This is a genomic window from Streptomyces sp. NPDC111507, assembly GCF_055638955.1.
In genome coordinates, this window is the sequence record NZ_JBVKBU010000002.1 from 619,263 (window position 1) to 635,198 (window position 15,936).

A 15,936-nucleotide genomic window follows, 5' to 3' on the forward strand; every position below is an offset into this window, starting at 1 on the left:
AACTGTGAGGCCATAAATTTCTACTCGAACTTGCTTGCTCACAGTGCGCCGACAGCACAGACTGTGACCAACTCGGCTGGAGGGAACGCGAGATGGCAGGCAGAAGCCCTGATCGCGGCGTGTCCGTGTCGACCGTGCTGGCGCGACGACTGGGCGGCGAGCTGTTGCGTATGCGCGAGGCGCACGGGTTGCGTCAGGCGCACGCGGCCGAGGCGCTGTCGGCGTCGGTGGCCAAGGTCGCCAAAATGGAGCGCGGGTTGGTGCCGATTCGCGACCCGGACATCCGTGCGCTGTGCCATCTGTACGGCGAGACCGGTGAGCGGGTGATCGAGAGGCTGCTGACCCTGGCCCGCACGGATCGCGAGAGACGCAAGGCCAACGGCTGGTGGAACCAGTACCCACAGCTTCCCGCCATGGTCGAGTACGTCGCCCTGGAGGACATCGCCACCAGCATCCGAACCTGGCAACTCGCCTTCATTCCCGGCTTGTTGCAGACTCCGGACTACGCGCGGGCCGTGGCCGTCGGAGCCGGTTCATGGGAGGACCCGAGCGAGATCGAGCCATTCGTCGAGGCGAGGCTGGCCCGTCAGGCGCGCCTGCGGTCGGAACGGCCGTTGGAACTCTGGGCCGTACTCCACGAAGGGGCGCTGCGCCAACTCGTGGGTGGTCGCGACGTGATGAGGGAGCAACTGGGGCAACTGCTCGACCTGGCGCACACGGATACGGTGAAGGTGCAGGTGGTCCCCTGGCTGGCAGGGGCGAACCCGGGCATGACCGGGTCGTTCAGCGTCGTCTCATTCGCCGAGCTCGGCGCGCTGGACGTCGTACACATGGACGTACCGTCTTCTACGCTCTGGTTGGAAAGCGAGGAGGATGCCGCCCGGCACAGCCGGATCTTCGACCGCATCGCGCGGATCGGGCTGGCGGAACGCAACGCCCTCGACCTCATCGAAGCCGTTCGCAAGGAGATGTAGCCCCGGTGGCCGAGTTCGATTTCGTGTACGTCAAGTCCAGCCACAGCGGCGGCGATGCCGGCCAGGAGTGCGTCGAAGTCGCCCGCAACATACCCGGCACCGTCGCCCTCCGTGACTCAAAGGACGTGGACGGACCCATAGTCGTGGTCGCCCCGTCCGCCTGGGCGGCGTTCGCGGTGCACGTGGGGCAGCGAACGAGCCGCGCGTCTCACTGACCTGCGTCCGGCCCGTAGTCCGCTCGCGGCGCCCCGAGGCGTTCGGCGACGAGGGTGAGCCAGCCGCTGGGGCTGTAGGGGGCGGGTGGGTCGACCTCCATGCCCAGTTCGGCGACGGCCAGGGCGTGGTCGGACTCGTCCAGGTCCAGGGCGAGGAGTTCGCGCACTTCGCCGACCAGGCGGGCGACAAGCTGGGGGTGGGTACCGGCGGCGTAGTCGTCGACGGCGGCGTCGTGGTCGTCGAACTCGTCCGGCATGTCCTGGGAGAACCAGCCGCCGAGCAGTTGGGCCAGCTCCGGGAAGCGGGCGTGCCATTCCCAGTGGGTGGCGGGGGTGGCCGGGGGCGGGACCTCGCCGGTCTCGACGCTGTGCTTGATGTGGTCGGCGAGGCAGGACAGCCACTGCTGGATGTCGGACTCGGGGAGCCCGACGTCCAGGATGGCGTAGAACTCGCCGAGGCGCAGGCGGAGTCGGCCGGGCGGGTTGCTGGCGTACTCCCTCAGCTGTGCCTCTGCCGTGGCCAGTGCCCAGGGACGGGTGTGCCAGGTGTGGCGGAGGTAGGCGGTCAGGGCCTGGCTGGGCTTGTCCGGGGTGTCGTCGGCGGGCTGCCCGGCGTAGGCGCGGATCACCTGGTCCAGTTCGCCGTAGCGGCGGTCGTGTTCGAGGGGGCTCAAGGGCACAGTGATCAGCCTCTACTGGTCTCTACGGGGCTCTACAGATAGACAGGGAAGGTGGCCTGGACGACGAAGCCGTGCGGGCGGGACACGTCCCGCTTCAGAACCACACGAGCCGCCCGCACGTCCACGGGGTCACGCCCTGCCAGCATCATCGCTTGGAGCAGCACCCGCCCGACCGGGTCGGGACGGCTCGGCCAGGACGCCTCGATGGCCAGCCGGGGACGCGTTTCCTGCGCGAGCCAGCGGTGGATGAGCTGCTCGTTGGCGGTGACGACCTGCTGGGTCGCCCATTGGGCGGTCTCGCGGTCGGGGTAGGTGGAACTTCGGGTACGCACAGTGCTGGGCTCCGTCAGATGGGGTGAAACGACCAGAAGACACCGACCTCTTCGGGCGAGACGACGACGAATCCGAAGTCGCCGTCGTATTGAGTGAGAGACACCCAGCCGTCGACTCCGTCGGTGAGATCGGGCGACGGAGTCGCGCGGGCACGGGTGATGTTGCTGTAGCAGGAGATCTGCTCCCCGTACCGGCTCAACAAGGTCCGGGCATCGGCGTACGCGTCCGCTGTCGCCTCCTCGTTCTGGGGGACCGGGCCCCAGTCGTAGGTCATCGTCACCAGCAGGCGCTCGGCCGTCGCCGGCGTGACGGGGAACAGCCGCTCTTCCAGGAGCTCGCGGGAAGGCGGGCGGAAGGGGAAGGACGGACCGGCCGTCGCCCGCTCCTCCTTGTCCGTCTCCCAGTCGAGGACGCTCCAGCCGCGCGGGTCGTCCACTTCGTGGTTCATCACGGCCAGCACATCGTCCCGCCAGTCGGAGTGGACCCTCGGGCCGGTCGCCGCGAACGCGTAGACGTCGTCGAGCAGGCGTAGGGAGGCTTCCTCCCATGCAGTTCGGTTCACCGTTTCCATTCTCGTTCCAGATCTCATTCTTCCCAACGGAATCGGTCAGCGTGCCGGCATCGAAGTCATGACGACGAAGGGGGGATCGAGGCTGGAGTCGTACTTCAGGCGGGTATCGATGTTCTTCACTTCCAGGGGCTTGGCGTTCATACCACCCTGCTTGAAACCGGTCGTCGGATCGCTCGGGTCGTACGGTTGCTTCGTGACGCTCGTACCCGTGACTTCTCCGTCGGGTCCCGGGCCGACCAGCTTCTTCACTTCCCCGTCCTGGGGCGGTGGCGGCCCGTCGAGCCATGCCTTGATGTCGCCGGAGTACTGGTCGATGTTGTACTGCGTGTACCGCTGCGCGCTCTCCAGGGTGGCGAAGCTGGAGGCCGCACTGACCTTGGGCTTACCGTGCGGCCATGCGTCGGTGGCCGGATCACCCTGATCACGCAGGCGTTGGGCGAGTTGCTCAGACGTCTTTCCGACATGCTTGTCCAGGGTGTGGCCGTCGTTCAACCATTCACTACTGGCCAGGTCAATCTTGTAGACGCCGTTCTTGGTGTCCTCCGGATTGGTCCACGGGTGCTCTTTCTTGAATTCGTCGAGCGCCCTCACACCGAAGGCCTCAGCGCGTGCCTCTTCCGCGGAATATCTGGGAACGCTGCGCTCCGCCTCTTCCAGCGCATGCTTGAGTTCGGTCAAGTTGCCGGCAAGGGTGTGAATTTCGCGGTTGTACGTGCCGACGGCATGGTTGAGGCGACCCGTGTCGATGTTCGAGACGAACTCCAGGGCCAGCTCAGGAAGTTTGAGGGCCAGCTCCAGGGCCGCCTCGAGGCTCTTGGCGACGAAGGTCTTCTCTGCCGCGTCCTTGTAGACAGCGGTGATCGTGGACCTGATCTTCGTCACTTCCGCACTCAGCGCGTCGCACGCCGTCGCGACGTCGCGTGCGGTGTCCTGGAGGACATCCAAGGCGGGACGCTGGCCGTCTTTCTGGTTCCACTGGTAACGGCCGTTGTGACTCGCTTTGCCCCAGGCCGTACTCCCCCAGATCGCAGAACAGAACTGCTTCATCGCGCTCTGCCACTCGTCGTGGCCCGGCGCGGGGTTGGCGAGATACGCGATGGCGTCGTCGAAGGTGTCCGCGGACGTCTTGGCGTCCTTGGCCGCCGCCCGCCACGCCAGCGCGATCTTGGGAAGGTCGACGTCGTCGCCGCCCGGCGTGATATCGGCGACCTTCCCGTGCCGCAGCGCGTACTCCAGGATCGGGCGCAGGATGTAGTCGCCGACTCGGCTCAGGCCTCCGGCGACGTCGTCGATGATCTCGTTGCCCCAGCCTGCCTCCGCAGGGGCGTTGCCCCAGCCGAGCTCGGCCACGGGTCCGCCCGCGCCGGCCTTCTTGAGGACGTCCGGGAGGCTCTTCTTCACTACCGCCGGGCTCAGCGGATGGGTCGCGTGCTCCGCCTGCGCGTAGTTGTTCGCCGTCACCGTGAGGCCCACCGCGGCGCCGCCGACGCCTTCCGTCGCTCTGCTCCACACCTGTAGGAAGAGATCGGCGACTTCGGCGTACGCCTTCGCGAAGGCCTCCGGGCCGGTCCCACAGCCCACCGCGTGCGCGTACCCGTCGAGGGTGTCCACGAGGCTCTTGGCCCGGTCCGCGAAATCGTATTGGGCGTTGCGCAGCATGTAGGACGCGTAGTACACGTGCTTCGGCTGGACGTCGAAGCCGACTGCGTTGCCCGGCGGGGCGGGCTTCATCGCGGCCAGTTCCTCGGAACGCTTCCTGCGCTCCGAGCCCGTGTCCTGGCGCGAGATGTCCTTGCCCTGCGGATCCTTGAGCGACCCCGGAGACGGGGCGGGGGTCGGGGTTGAACCGGACGAGGGGGCGGGCAAGGAGCCGCCGCCCGTAGGAACGGGGGGTGTCGTGGAAGGCGTCGGTGAGGGCGTCGCCATCAGACACCCCCCCAGCCCCGCAGCACCGCCTGGTGCGCCGCCGCGTAGTTGGTATGGCCGGTGGTCACGTACGCGTGCAGCCACTTCTGGGCGGCTTGGAGGTCCTGGGCCGAGCGGTCCCACTCGTCGAGTTTGTCGACGAAGACCTCGCGGGCCTCGCCCTCCCAGGACAGCACGACCGGTGCGACGCGGTCGTACAGGCCGTCCAGCTTGCCGTTGAGCTTCTTGAGGATGTCCTCCAGCTCGGCGGCGAGGTCGTGAAGAGTCCCGAACGAGACGGCTATGTGGTCGTCGTCGGAGTTCCCGGTCGACATGGTCCCCCTTGGTCGTTGGCCGTTGGTCATCACAGCTGTGCAGTGCGCGTCTTGACGGCTGCCGGCAGAAGTCTCAGAACGAGTCGAGACTGCTGCGCGAGGGCGCGGACGGAGTGGCCGAGGGCGCATCCGGATTCGGCGTGGACAGCCTGGCCACCTCGCTCGCCACGTCCACCCGGATCTGCCGCATCTGCTGGAGCACGTCCAACTCCCGCTCCGTGAAGCCGTCCCGGCTCATCCGCACGGCCTGTTCGAGGTGCTTCATCACGTCACGGATGCGTACGGCGTCCTCGGCCGCCGCCCGGTGGAACTCCCGGTACGCCGTCGCCGCCGGGCCCCGCCAACCCGCCTCGATGCGGTCCACGATCGCATCCATGCGCTTGACCTGCTGGTCCAGATGGTCCTGCATGTCGCCGAGGTCACCAGCGAGCTTGGTGAGGTCCTGGCCGGACGCCCGCAGGTCAGGGCCACCGCCTCCTTGTCCCCCGCCTGCTCCATGCACTCCCATGCCGTACCTCAGCCCCCGTCACATCGGCATCGCACATCACGTACGCCCAAGAATCCTACGAGTAGTAGCACCAGCACACACAAGAGAAATCGCCCAGGAAGGGGGGCGGGTGAGGTCGTCGGGTGGCGGGTTTCGGTGTCTCACAGCACCGTCTGCCCCGCCTCCACCCGGTCGATCGCCCTGCGGGTCGCGCCGACGAAGGTCCAGAAGGACGGGAGGAGGTTGGTCGCGCGGTCGGCAACCGTGTTCTTGCCGGCGGCGAACATCGCGGTGCGCAGGGCCGTGGTCATCTCCAACTGGGCGCCCATGCCGAGGGGTGTGCGGTTGCATGTTGTCCGGGTCGATGCCCGCGATCTCCTCCTCCCCCGAAGCCGTCACCGCGCGGATGCCGGCCGCGGTGAACTCCTCCATGAGGTACTGGCGGACGGTGGAGTTGAGGCCGCCCACGAGGACGGCCGCGGCGCCTGGTTCCGGGCCCGCCTGCTCCGGCCGGCAGCCGTGGAGGGAGAGGACGTTGAGGCTGCCCGCGCACAAGGAGCGGGCGATCGTGTCGTCGCAGTGGGTGGAGGGGCCGGGGGCCACCTTCATGCCCAGCTCGGCGACGGCGAGAGCGTAGTCGGACTCCTCCAGGCTGAGGGCGAGCAGCTCGTGGAGCTCTCCGATGATGCGGGCCACGAGCTGCGGGGCAGTGAAGGACCGGTAATCGTCGACGGCGGCATCGTGGTCGTCGAACTCGTCCGGCATGTCCTGGGAGAACCAGCCGCCGAGCAACTGGGCCAGCTCCGGGAAGCGGGCGTGCCATTCCCAGTGGGTGGCGGGGGTGGCCGGGGGCGGGACCTCTCCCTCCTCGACGCTGTGCTTGATGTGGTCGGCGAGGCAGGACAGCCACTGCTCGATGTCCGACTCGGGGAGCCCGACGTCCGGGATGGCGTAGAACTCCCCGAGGCGAAGGCGGAGTCGGCCGGGCGGGTTGCGGGCGTACTCCCTCAGCTGTGCCTCCTGCCGTGGCCAGGGCCCAGGGACGGGTGTGCCAGGTGTGGCGGAGGTAGGCGGCCAGGGCCTGGCTGGGCTTGTCCGGGGTGTCGTCGGCGGGCTGCCCGGCGTAGGCGCGGATCACCTGGTTCAGTTCGCCGTAGCGGCGGTCGTGTTCGAGGAGGCTCAGGGGCACGGTGATCAGCCTCTACTGGTCTCTACGGGGCTCTACAGATAGACAGGGAACGTGGCGTGGACGACGAAGCCGTGGGGGCGCGTCGCGTCCCGCTTGAGCACCACGCGGGCCGCCCGGACGTCGACGGGCTCGCGCCCGGCCAGCATCATCGCCTGGAGCAGCACCCGCCCGACCGGGTCGGGACGGCTCGGCCAGGACGCCTCGATGGCCAGCCGGGGACGGGCGCCCTGGGCGAGCCAGCGGTGGATGAGCTGCTCGTTGGCGGTGACGACCTGCTGGGTGGCCCATTGGGCGGTCTCGCGGTCGGGGTAGGTGGCGGAACGGGTGCGCATGTCGTGGCTCCTGGCTGTACGGACTACGCGGACACCCAGTGCGAAGGGTGCTGTTCACGCATGTGTGTGGTGAAGGTATCGACGATGAGTGGCAGCCATTCCGACCAGGCAAGGTCTCCCGAACCCAGTCCGTGTTCGACTTCGAAGAACCTCGACAGCGATTCCTCGTCGTGGAGAATGGCCAGCGCTTCCGTGCACTCCGCGACAATCCGAGGAAGCCGCCACAGGCAAATCGGATGACAGTGCTCGATGTAGAGCTGCAGCCCCTCGGATTCCGTCAAGTCGCCTTCCGTAGCCATACCGTCCTGGCCGAAGTAGTTCAGCAGGAATTCACTGAGCTGCGGGAACCGACGACTGAGTTCCCAGCTCGTCGGCGTGGCGCGCGAAAGTTTGGTGACGAATCCCGAGGGCCATGATTCCACCTGAAGAGCGATATCCCGCAAAACCCTCCATGGCTCGTCCGGTACCGAGCCGACCACCAACTCAACCAGATCAGCGGGCACTCCACAGCGATTCCGAGCCTCCGGGCTCAGGGCGTCAGCAATCAGACGCACCTCCCCCGCGACCTCGTAAAGGTTTCTTCCTCCGCCCTCACCCGCCTGCCACAGGGCCCGGATCGCGGGTTCGAGAGCGGCGTCACGTTCTTCCGTCTCCACGGGAATACCGCAGCCACGGAACACGGACAACAGAACTCGTGCCCCCTCGAAGCGAAAGTGGTTGATCGTGTCTTCGCTGAGCATGCCGCTGAGCCGCTCCTCAGTTCTTCGTCGGTGTGGAGGTGATGAGCGTGAACGGGGGGTCCAGTTTCGTGTTCGGGTCGGGATCCGGCTTCACCCTGATCTGCACACCATGGGACTCGACGACCCGCGGATCCTGACGGTGCTGCAGACCGTACTGGTAGTCGTCCTTGGAGATGCTGGTGCCCGTTACCGGCCCGTTCGGGTCATGGTAAGTGAACACCTTGCTCGGCGGGGTGTACGGGGGGCCGCTCTTCAGGTAGGTCTCGATCGCGGCCTGTTCCTTGTCGATGGTGAGCTGCGTGTACTTCTGGGCGTCGGCCATGTCCTTGAAGGTCGACGCTGCCGGAATGTTGCTCTGGTCTCGAAGGCGTTGAGCGAGTTGGTCGTCCGTCTTCCCAATATGCTTGTCGACACCGTGCGAGTTCTCGATGTATTCCTGGTTCGCGAGGTCGAGCGGGTACTTGTGGTTTCCCGCCGCGTCATTCGGAACAGTCCACTTGTGTTCCTTCTTGAAGTCGTTGAGCGCCCGCGCGCCGAAGGCCTCCGCCCTGGCCTCCTCCGCGTTGAACGTGGGCGCGCTCTTGACCGCCTCGTCCAGCTCCCACTCCAGCTCGAGGAGTGTGCTGGCCGCGTCGCTGAACTTCTGCTGGTAGATCTCGACGGCCTTGTCCGCAGCCGCCCGGTCCATGTGCTGGCGGAAGGTCATGACCAGCTTGCCGAACATGGCGCTGCCGGCGAGTTCGAGCAGTTCCAGTGGGTCGAGCCCGGTCGTCAGGTCCGCCACCATCCCCTTGGCCGCGGTCTTGGCCAGGTTGGTGGTGGTCTCCCGGCAGGTCTTCGCCACCTGGGCCAGGTCGTCGCAGGTCTTCTGGATGGTGTCGGCGGTGTGGTGGAGGACCTCCAGGATCGGGCGGCGTTGGGCGGGTGCCATCGTCCCCGAGGTCTTCCAGCTACGGCCGCCCTGCTGGGCGATGTTCCCCTGCGCGTCACGGTTGCGACCCCAGGCGGTGGTCCCCCAGATCGCCTGGCAGAACGACTTCATCGCACTCTGCCACTCGCTGTTGCCCTGGGGGTCCGTCATATAGCTGATGGCGGAGGTGAAGTTGTCGCCCGCCTTCAGGGCCGTGCTCGCCGCCTGGCGCCACGCGGTGGCCATCCCGTTGAGATCGTCCTCACGGGCGCCCGGGGTGATCTCGTGGGTCTTACCGAGGTTGAGCCCGTACTCGATGGCCGGCCGGATGACGTCCGCAAGAAAGTCCGGGATCTCGCCGAGCGCGCCGGAGATCGCCCAGGAGTCCGCGTCCTCGCCCGTGCCGGTCCACTTGATGTCGTTGACCTTGCCGTAGTTGGGCTCCTTGTCGATGACAGCCGGGGGCGTGCGGCGCGGCGGCGGCCCCTGCATGCTGCGCGCGAACCAGTCCGCCGTCTGGTAGTTGTTGGCCGTCACCGTCAGCCCGACCGCGACGCCGCCGACGCTCACCACACTGGTCGCCCAGGTCTTGACGAACTTCTCGGTGATCTTCATGTACACATTGGCGAAGGAATCAGGACCCCACCCGGTGCCTGCCGACTGGCTGTACTGATTCAGCGCCTCGACCAGCTGAGTGGCGCCCTTGTCGTAGTCGAACTGCCCGTCACGCACCACCGCCGACGAGTAGTACAGGTGCGGTGTCTGCACGTCGAACCCACCGCCGCTGCCGGGCGGCGTCGGTGTCAACTGGTCCCGTTCCTGTTTGCGTTGGGCGTCGCTGGGGCGGTCGGCCATCAGGCAGCACCCCAGCCCCGCAGCACCGCCTGGTGCGCCGCCGCGTAGTTGGTATGGCCGGTGGTCACGTACGCGTGCAGCCACTTCTGGGCGGCTTGGAGGTCCTGGGCCGAGCGGTCCCACTCGTCGAGTTTGTCGACGAAGACCTCGCGGGCCTCGCCCTCCCAGGACAGCACGACCGGTGCGACGCGGTCGTACAGGCCGTCCAGCTTGCCGTTGAGCTTCTTGAGGATGTCCTCCAGCTCGGCGGCGAGGTCGTGAAGAGTCCCGAACGAGACGGCTATGTGGTCGTCGTCGGAGTTCCCGGTCGACATGGTCCCCCTTGGTCGTTGGCCGTTGGTCATCACAGCTGTGCAGTGCGCGTCTTGACGGCTGCCGGCAGAAGTCTCAGAACGAGTCGAGACTGCTGCGCGAGGGCGCGGACGGAGTGGCCGAGGGCGCATCCGGATTCGGCGTGGACAGCCTGGCCACCTCGCTCGCCACGTCCACCCGGATCTGCCGCATCTGCTGGAGCACGTCCAACTCCCGCTCCGTGAAGCCGTCCCGGCTCATCCGCACGGCCTGTTCGAGGTGCTTCATCACGTCACGGATGCGTACGGCGTCCTCGGCCGCCGCCCGGTGGAACTCCCGGTACGCCGTCGCCGCCGGGCCCCGCCAACCCGCCTCGATGCGGTCCACGATCGCATCCATGCGCTTGACCTGCTGGTCCAGATGGTCCTGCATGTCGCCGAGGTCACCAGCGAGCTTGGTGAGGTCCTGGCCGGACGCCCGCAGGTCAGGGCCACCGCCTCCTTGTCCCCCGCCTGCCCCGTGCACTCCCATGCTGTATCTCCGCCCCCGTCACATCGGCATCGCACATCACGTACGCCCAAGAATCCTACGAGGTTTCAGGTGGCGTCGAAGGACCAGAAGAGGCCGAGTTCGGTCCCGGAGACCGCGATCAGGCCGAGGTCCCAGTCGTACTGGGAGAGAGGGGTGCAGCCGGTGGTCGCCTCGTAGAAGTCCGGGGCGTCGGTGCGGCTGCCGGTACTCGTTCTCGGATACCCGGCGTTCGTGTGGAAGGACGTCTCCTCCGGGAAGCGGGAGAGGATCACCCGGGCCTTCCGCTCCAGTTCCGGCCTGCGGCTCTCGAAGTCATTGCGGGCGCGTTCGCGCGGGACGTCCAGCCAGGTGGTGGACAGCATGACGAGCAGCCTTTCCACCGATATCCGGGGCACCGTCCGCAGTCCGCGTCGCCACGCGTCCGCTCCTTGTGGAGCGGAGGGCGGCAGGACGAAGGGGAAGAACGGCTCCTCCAGCCGTTCCTCCTCGCCTTCGTCGACGTCGAGCCACCTCCAGGACCGGGGATCCGTCACCTCTCGGCGCATGACTGCCGCGACGTCCCGCACCCAGTCCTGGCGGGCGCGGGGCCCCACCAACACGTACGAGTACCGCCGCTCGTACATGCTGAGCGCCTCGGCCCAGGCATGAGCATCCGGCGTCGGCACGCAGCCCCCTTTCGACGGTCGTGTTCTGTGAGGGACGGTCACAGCACCGTCTGCCCCGCCTCCACCCGGTCGATCGCCCTGCGGGTCGCGCCGACGAAGGTCCAGAAGGACGGGAGAAGGTTGGTCGCGCGGTCGGCGACCGTGTTCTTGCCGGCGGCGAACATCGCGGTGCGCAGGGCCGTGGTCATCTCCAACTGGGCGCCCATGCCGAGTAGGGACCGGTTGCAGATGTTGTCCGGGGAGATGCCTGCGATCTCCTCCTCGCCGGACGCCGTCACCGCGCGGATGCCGGCCGCGGTGAACTCCTCCAGCAAGTACTGCCGGAAGGTCGGGTTGAGGCCGCCGATCAGGACCGCCTTGGCGCCTGCCTCCAGGCCCGCCTGTTCGGGGGTGCACCCGTGCAGGGACAGCACGTTGAGGCTGCCCGCGCACAAGGAGCGGGCGATCGTGTCGTCGCAGTGGGTGGAGGTGACGTGCAGCGCCCCGTTTCCGCTGCTCATCAGGCCCTCGAACATCCAGAAGTCGTGCACCGGGCCGGCCGCCGGGGTGGGTGCGAGGTCGGCGGGGTGGTATCCGGCCGTCGCCAGGCAGAGTTCCGAGGTGCCCCCTTCGATGCCGCCGCCGTGCGGGGCGATGACCGTGGTGCGGAGGAAGGGGGCGCGGCCGGTCGTGCTCTGGTCGTCGATCAGGTGGCGTCTGGAGCGGCGGGACCAGTCCACGCCCTCGGTCCAGGTGGGGTCCGCGTAGAGGGCCGTGTTCGAGGCGGGTTCGGCGGCCACCGCGGGTGTGGCGGTGGTGGTGGCCGCGACGCCGCCCAGGACGGGGGTCGTCGCGAGCGCGGTCAGGAGAGTACGGCGTCTGATCATCACAGAAGCCGAGGATGTCAGCCGAAGCGGCCCGCCACATAGTCCGCCGTGCGCTGGTCCTCGGGGTCGCCGAAGATGTGTTCGGTGGGACCGTGTTCGACGATGCCGCCGGGGGTGCCCTGTTCGGCGAGGAAGAACGCACACTGCTGCGAGACGCGGGCCGCCTGCTGCATGTTGTGGGTGACGATCACGACGGTCACCTGGCCCGCGAGTTCGTGGATGGTCTCCTCGACCCGGCGGGTGGACGTGGGGTCGAGCGCCGAGCACGGTTCGTCCATCAGCAGCACCTGGGGACGTACGGCCAAGGCGCGGGCGATGCACAGGCGTTGCTGCTGGCCGCCGGAGAGCGCGCCGCCGGGCTGGCGGAGTCGGTCCCGTACCTCCTTCCACAGGCCGGCCCGGGTCAGGCTCTCCTCGACCAGCTCGTCCTTCTCGCGACGGCCGATGCGCGTGCCCGTCAGGCGCAGACCCGCCACCACGTTGTCGTAGATCGACATGGCGGGGAACGGGTTGGGCTTCTGGAAGACCATGCCGATCCTGCGACGGGCGTCGGTCAGGCGGCGCTCGGGGGCGTAGATGTCCTCGCCGTCGAAGAGCACCTCGCCGCCCATCGCGGCCGTGGGGATCAGCTCGTGCATCCGGTTGAGCGTGCGCAGGAAGGTCGACTTGCCGCAGCCGGAGGGGCCGATCAGGGCGGTGACCTGCCCGGCGGGCATCGTGAGGGAGACCTGTTGCAGCACCTGGTGGCTGCCGAACCAGGCCGAGACGGCGCGGGCTTCGAGGGTCGCCGGAGCGACGGCCCCCTTCGCGGCTCCCGTCACGGTCCTGACGGGCGCGACGGGGGGCAGGACGACGGTGTCGGTGGCCGTCGTATCGAGGGAAGCGGTCGCATCGGTCACGTCGGGCACCTCGTGGTGATCTTGGGTCTCGGGAAGGTTCACAGGGGTCACATCAGGTTCGGCAGCAGTTCGGTGGTGCGGACGGCCACCTGGAGGCCCAGGACCGCGACCACGGGGGCGAACACGATCCACGTCTGGTGCCGGCCCCAGCGGTGCCAGGTCCACACCGCGGCGACGGCGGCGGCCACCAGCGCCTGGAGCCACATGACCAGCGGCCATGGCACGCCGGAGGGGTGGGCGAGGGGCTGTTCGGACTCCGGGAGCGTGCCGGAGCGGATGACGGCCGCCGGGGTCTGGGCGGGGGTGGAGATCAGGTCGGCGTCGACGCGCAGCACCCCGCCGGGCATGAAGTGCGGGCCGGTGGCCGTGACGAGGACCAGGCGGCCCTTGCCGGAGGCCACAGCGGCGGGCGCCGGGTCGCCGGCCCGTCGTACGCCGAGGACCTGGTACTTCGCCTTGCCCTGGCCGGTGGTCACGGTGAACGTGTCACCCGCGGCGAGCTGGTCGAGACGGCCGAAGGGGCCCCCGTAGGCGGCCGCGCGGCCCATCAGCACGCTTGTGCCGGACTGTCCGGGCAGCGGGGTGTCCCTGCGGTGGCCGGGGCCGTCGGTGAGGACGGCGGAGTCGGTGCCCTCCAGGACCACCTGGTGGACGTCGACGGCGGGGATGTCGATGAGGGCGACCGGTGTGCCGGGCGCGAGCAGGCTGCCCTGCTGGTCGATCTGGGCCACCGGGGCGGTGCCGAGGGCGAGTTGGGTGCGCAGTGCGTCGTACGCGGCGTGCTGCGCGGCCCGTTCCTGGATGCCGCTGACGAGCAACAGCTGGGCGGTGAGGCCGAGCAGCAGGGCGGCCAGGGTGAGCAGACCGCCCCGGGCGAGGTGCCGGACGGCGGTGACTCCGCGAACGCCCAGCCGCGGTACGGGCGTGGTGAGCGTGGTCTGTACGGCGACCGTCACGGCGACGCGTCTCCTTCCATGGCTTCACTGGTGGGGCCGTCGGGGAGACCGCGGTCGCGGTCTCCCCGACGGGTGGTGCGTCAGGTGGACTTGATGGTGAAGTTCACGCCGTTCTTCGAGTTCACCGTCGTGGAGCCCGTGTAGTACACGTGCATGGTGTGCTTGCCACGGCTCAGCTTGGGCAGGGTGATGGTGACCCTGCCGCCGCTCAGCGTGCCGGTGGCGATCACGCGGGAGCCCTCGTAGACGCGGACCGTGCCGGTCGGCGTGGTGCCGGTCGCGGTGACCCGCACGCCGACCTTGGCGCGGCCGGTGTGGCTGACCGAGGCGGGCGCGGTGCTGCCGACGGACGCGGTCGCCTTGGTGATCGTCAGCTTGGCGGTCGTGGCGGAGGCGTTGAGCTTGGTGCTGCCGCCGTAGGACACCGACAGGGTGTGCGTGGCGACCTTGAGGTGGTTGGACAGGCCGATGGTGACCTTGCCGGAGCTGTCCAGGGTGCCGGTGCCGAGCGTGGTGGTGCCGTCCTTGACGGTCACCTTGCCGCTCGGGGCGACGCCGTGGGAGCCGGTGACCGTGACGGCGACCTTCGGGGTCTTGCCGTACGCGACCGTGGCCGCGGTGGCCTTCACGGCGCTGGTGTACTTGACGGCGCCGGTCCAGGAGGCCGCGTTGCCGCTGCCGTTGAGGTTGGCGGCGGAGACCGAGGCGGTGTAGGTGCCGAGGGCCAGGCCGGTGAAGCTGTACGACGTGGTGCTCGCCGGGACGTCCTTGATGCCCAGGACGGCGCCGTCCGAACCGGTCAGCGTGACGCGGTAGTCGGTGACGGGCAGCGCGGGCGCGGGGGTGGGGGCGGTCCAGGTCAGCTTGAGGCTCGCGTCGCCGGGGGTGGCCTTCAGGGCGGGGGCGGACGGCGTCGCGGCGTCGATGCCGGACTCCTCCAGGCCGCCGAGCTTGGCGTGCTTGGCGGGGTTGACCGAGCCGTTGTACGACTCGTTCAGGAACCCGAAGTCGGCGATGACCTTCTCGGCGGTGTCGGTGGCGAGGGCCGCCTCGTGGGTGCCGCTGGTGACGAAGACGTCGTACAGCGCCTTGTCGAAGAAGACGCTGGAGGGGTCGATCGCGCGGCTCGGGACGACGTTGTAGACGTCGCGGCCGAAGGTGGCGTTCTCGAAGTAGCCGCCGACCGGGGTGAGCTTGCCGTTCACCGTGGTCACCGGGTTCGTGGCGCCGGTGTCGCCGGGCAGCTGGATGCTGGCCAGGCGCGCGCCGGCGGCGACGGCGGTCGTGCTGTAGTCGGGCGCGATGCCGTTGTTCTGGGCGATCCAGCTGCCCACGGAGAACGGCACCAGCGTGCCGTCCTGGGTGAGCGCGGCGTTCGCCTGGTTCTCCTGGACGGTCGGGATGTTCGGGGAGACCGTGAGCTCGTTGAGGCCGATCGCCGCGAGGAAGAACTTGCGGGTGCCGGAGTCGGCCTGCGGGATGACCGGGTGCACGACCTGGCCGTTCACCGTGGACGTCCCGCCGTGGGCGTAGATGTCGTGCAGCTGGTCGACCGTCAGCGTGTCGAGACCCGAGCCGCGGACCGCGACGCCGACCGCGTCCCGGGCGAACGGGACATAGGTGAGGGCGGTGCCGGAGACGCTCGGGCCGCCGGAGGAGCGGGCGAAGTCGACCTGGCCCTTGATGGCGACGCCGTCGCTGCTGGGGAACTTGTCACCGGTCAGCGACTCGCTGAGGGCGAGCTTGCCCTTGCCGGAGCCGTTGGGGCGCAGGAAGGACGGGCCGCCCGCGCGGGTCTGGATGGTGGTGGTGGCGGTGCCGGAGGGGATCGCGTCGTACGAGGCGATGCCCGCGTCGCCCGCCTTCACGGCGGTGCCGGCGTAGCTCTTGCCGTTGACGGTGTCACCGGCGAGGGCGTTGAGCACGTCCTGGGTGGTGTCGGAACCCACGCCGACGAGCTGGCGGAAGGTCCCGGCGGGGGTGGGGTCGGCGGACGCCGGGCTCGCGAGAGCCAGCGTGCCGGACACCGCTGCGGCGGCGACCATGGCCGCGGTGAGGCGCATTCTGCGCATCGAGGGTCTCCTGAGGTTGTGCGTCGGTTCTGCGGCGGGTGGACCTGGTGGATCCGGTGGATCTGGCAGGGTGGGGGGTCAAGCCGTCCGCCCCGACTGCCTTTCGGGGCGGACGGCCGTCTGTGGGGAG

The 15,936-nt window shown here is 68.7% G+C and carries 18 protein-coding genes and 2 pseudogenes; 2 read left to right on the forward strand and 18 right to left on the reverse strand.

From position 1 onward, the window contains the following. Positions 1-92: 92 nt before the first annotated feature. Together ACZ7M2_RS10285 and ACZ7M2_RS10290 are read left to right on the forward strand one after the other, a co-directional pair. Positions 93-974, forward strand: a complete 882-nt coding sequence (locus tag ACZ7M2_RS10285) for a helix-turn-helix domain-containing protein (RefSeq protein ID WP_471594889.1) — start codon at positions 93-95, stop codon at positions 972-974. Between the two features lie 5 nt (positions 975-979). Then, positions 980-1,189 carry a DUF397 domain-containing protein gene (locus ACZ7M2_RS10290; RefSeq protein WP_471594890.1) on the forward strand — a complete coding sequence of 70 codons (210 nt, stop codon included), beginning with the start codon at positions 980-982 and terminating at the stop codon, positions 1,187-1,189. Here the strand turns inward: ACZ7M2_RS10290 and ACZ7M2_RS10295 are convergent. The 18 genes and pseudogenes from ACZ7M2_RS10295 to ACZ7M2_RS10380 form a co-directional block, all read right to left on the reverse strand. Next, positions 1,183-1,869 (reverse strand): contact-dependent growth inhibition system immunity protein, encoded by a 687-nt coding sequence (locus ACZ7M2_RS10295; protein ID WP_471594891.1) that lies wholly within the window; start codon positions 1,867-1,869, stop codon positions 1,183-1,185. The two genes, ACZ7M2_RS10290 and ACZ7M2_RS10295, sit on opposite strands and share 7 nt — an antisense overlap. 32 nt (positions 1,870-1,901) lie before the next feature. Beyond that, positions 1,902-2,201, reverse strand: coding sequence for an RNase A-like domain-containing protein (locus ACZ7M2_RS10300; RefSeq protein ID WP_471594892.1), 300 nt, complete (start codon positions 2,199-2,201; stop codon positions 1,902-1,904). Between the two features lie 14 nt (positions 2,202-2,215). Next, the gene (locus ACZ7M2_RS10305; protein ID WP_471594893.1) at positions 2,216-2,764 is read right to left on the reverse strand and encodes a hypothetical protein; all 549 of its coding nucleotides are present in this window, start codon (positions 2,762-2,764) and stop codon (positions 2,216-2,218) included. Positions 2,765-2,809: 45 nt separating this feature from the next. Continuing rightward, positions 2,810-4,639 carry an RNase A-like domain-containing protein gene (locus ACZ7M2_RS10310; RefSeq protein ID WP_471594894.1) on the reverse strand — a complete coding sequence of 610 codons (1,830 nt, stop codon included), beginning with the start codon at positions 4,637-4,639 and terminating at the stop codon, positions 2,810-2,812. A gap of 59 nt (positions 4,640-4,698) precedes the next feature. After that, entirely contained in the window at positions 4,699-5,013 is a 315-nt protein-coding gene (locus tag ACZ7M2_RS10315) for a WXG100 family type VII secretion target (protein ID WP_471594895.1), read from the reverse strand. A gap of 73 nt (positions 5,014-5,086) precedes the next feature. Beyond that, positions 5,087-5,521, reverse strand: coding sequence for a WXG100 family type VII secretion target (locus ACZ7M2_RS10320; RefSeq protein ID WP_471594896.1), 435 nt, complete (start codon positions 5,519-5,521; stop codon positions 5,087-5,089). Between the two features lie 140 nt (positions 5,522-5,661). After that, positions 5,662-6,109: pseudogene (locus tag ACZ7M2_RS10325) on the reverse strand (poly-gamma-glutamate hydrolase family protein). Continuing rightward, positions 6,095-6,689, reverse strand: a pseudogene (locus ACZ7M2_RS10330) (contact-dependent growth inhibition system immunity protein); the annotation flags it as partial. The pseudogenes ACZ7M2_RS10330 and ACZ7M2_RS10325, both read right to left, overlap by 15 nt. A 32-nt stretch (positions 6,690-6,721) precedes the next feature. After that, positions 6,722-7,021 (reverse strand): RNase A-like domain-containing protein, encoded by a 300-nt coding sequence (locus tag ACZ7M2_RS10335; RefSeq protein ID WP_471594897.1) that lies wholly within the window; start codon positions 7,019-7,021, stop codon positions 6,722-6,724. A gap of 23 nt (positions 7,022-7,044) precedes the next feature. After that, positions 7,045-7,761: a hypothetical protein gene (locus tag ACZ7M2_RS10340; RefSeq protein WP_471594898.1), complete on the reverse strand. Its 717-nt coding sequence runs from the start codon at positions 7,759-7,761 to the stop codon at positions 7,045-7,047. Between the two features lie 16 nt (positions 7,762-7,777). After that, entirely contained in the window at positions 7,778-9,526 is a 1,749-nt protein-coding gene (locus tag ACZ7M2_RS10345; protein ID WP_471594899.1) for an RNase A-like domain-containing protein, read from the reverse strand. Further along, a complete protein-coding gene (locus ACZ7M2_RS10350; protein WP_471594900.1) occupies positions 9,526-9,840 on the reverse strand; it encodes a WXG100 family type VII secretion target in 315 nt (104 codons plus the stop codon). The genes ACZ7M2_RS10345 and ACZ7M2_RS10350 overlap by 1 nt, the downstream gene beginning before the upstream one ends. Positions 9,841-9,913: 73 nt before the next feature. Then, entirely contained in the window at positions 9,914-10,348 is a 435-nt protein-coding gene (locus ACZ7M2_RS10355) for a WXG100 family type VII secretion target (RefSeq protein ID WP_471594896.1), read from the reverse strand. A 65-nt stretch (positions 10,349-10,413) separates the two neighbouring features. Then, positions 10,414-11,013 (reverse strand): hypothetical protein, encoded by a 600-nt coding sequence (locus ACZ7M2_RS10360; protein ID WP_471594901.1) that lies wholly within the window; start codon positions 11,011-11,013, stop codon positions 10,414-10,416. Positions 11,014-11,051: 38 nt separating this feature from the next. Further along, positions 11,052-11,879 carry a poly-gamma-glutamate hydrolase family protein gene (locus ACZ7M2_RS10365; RefSeq protein ID WP_471594902.1) on the reverse strand — a complete coding sequence of 276 codons (828 nt, stop codon included), beginning with the start codon at positions 11,877-11,879 and terminating at the stop codon, positions 11,052-11,054. Between the two features lie 17 nt (positions 11,880-11,896). Then, a complete protein-coding gene (pstB, locus tag ACZ7M2_RS10370; RefSeq protein WP_471595219.1) occupies positions 11,897-12,700 on the reverse strand; it encodes a phosphate ABC transporter ATP-binding protein PstB in 804 nt (267 codons plus the stop codon). Between the two features lie 125 nt (positions 12,701-12,825). Further along, positions 12,826-13,734 (reverse strand): sortase, encoded by a 909-nt coding sequence (locus tag ACZ7M2_RS10375; RefSeq protein ID WP_471594903.1) that lies wholly within the window; start codon positions 13,732-13,734, stop codon positions 12,826-12,828. Between the two features lie 80 nt (positions 13,735-13,814). Further along, complete coding sequence (locus ACZ7M2_RS10380; protein ID WP_471594904.1) at positions 13,815-15,806, reverse strand: Ig-like domain repeat protein; 1,992 nt, start codon at positions 15,804-15,806, stop codon at positions 13,815-13,817. Positions 15,807-15,936 lie beyond the last annotated feature (130 nt).

Excerpts from the sequence above, each read along its gene's own strand:
- ACZ7M2_RS10285 (WP_471594889.1), top strand. The coding sequence starts at position 93 with ATGGCAGGCAGAAGCCCTGATCGCGGCGTGTCCGTGTCGACCGTGCTG.
- ACZ7M2_RS10315 (WP_471594895.1), bottom strand. The coding sequence starts at position 5,013 with ATGTCGACCGGGAACTCCGACGACGACCACATAGCCGTCTCGTTCGGG.
- ACZ7M2_RS10320 (WP_471594896.1), bottom strand. The coding sequence starts at position 5,521 with ATGGGAGTGCATGGAGCAGGCGGGGGACAAGGAGGCGGTGGCCCTGAC.
- ACZ7M2_RS10335 (WP_471594897.1), bottom strand. The coding sequence starts at position 7,021 with ATGCGCACCCGTTCCGCCACCTACCCCGACCGCGAGACCGCCCAATGG.
- ACZ7M2_RS10340 (WP_471594898.1), bottom strand. The coding sequence starts at position 7,761 with ATGCTCAGCGAAGACACGATCAACCACTTTCGCTTCGAGGGGGCACGA.
- ACZ7M2_RS10345 (WP_471594899.1), bottom strand. The coding sequence starts at position 9,526 with ATGGCCGACCGCCCCAGCGACGCCCAACGCAAACAGGAACGGGACCAG.
- ACZ7M2_RS10350 (WP_471594900.1), bottom strand. The coding sequence starts at position 9,840 with ATGTCGACCGGGAACTCCGACGACGACCACATAGCCGTCTCGTTCGGG.
- ACZ7M2_RS10355 (WP_471594896.1), bottom strand. The coding sequence starts at position 10,348 with ATGGGAGTGCACGGGGCAGGCGGGGGACAAGGAGGCGGTGGCCCTGAC.
- ACZ7M2_RS10365 (WP_471594902.1), bottom strand. The coding sequence starts at position 11,879 with ATGATCAGACGCCGTACTCTCCTGACCGCGCTCGCGACGACCCCCGTC.
- ACZ7M2_RS10380 (WP_471594904.1), bottom strand. The coding sequence starts at position 15,806 with ATGCGCAGAATGCGCCTCACCGCGGCCATGGTCGCCGCCGCAGCGGTG.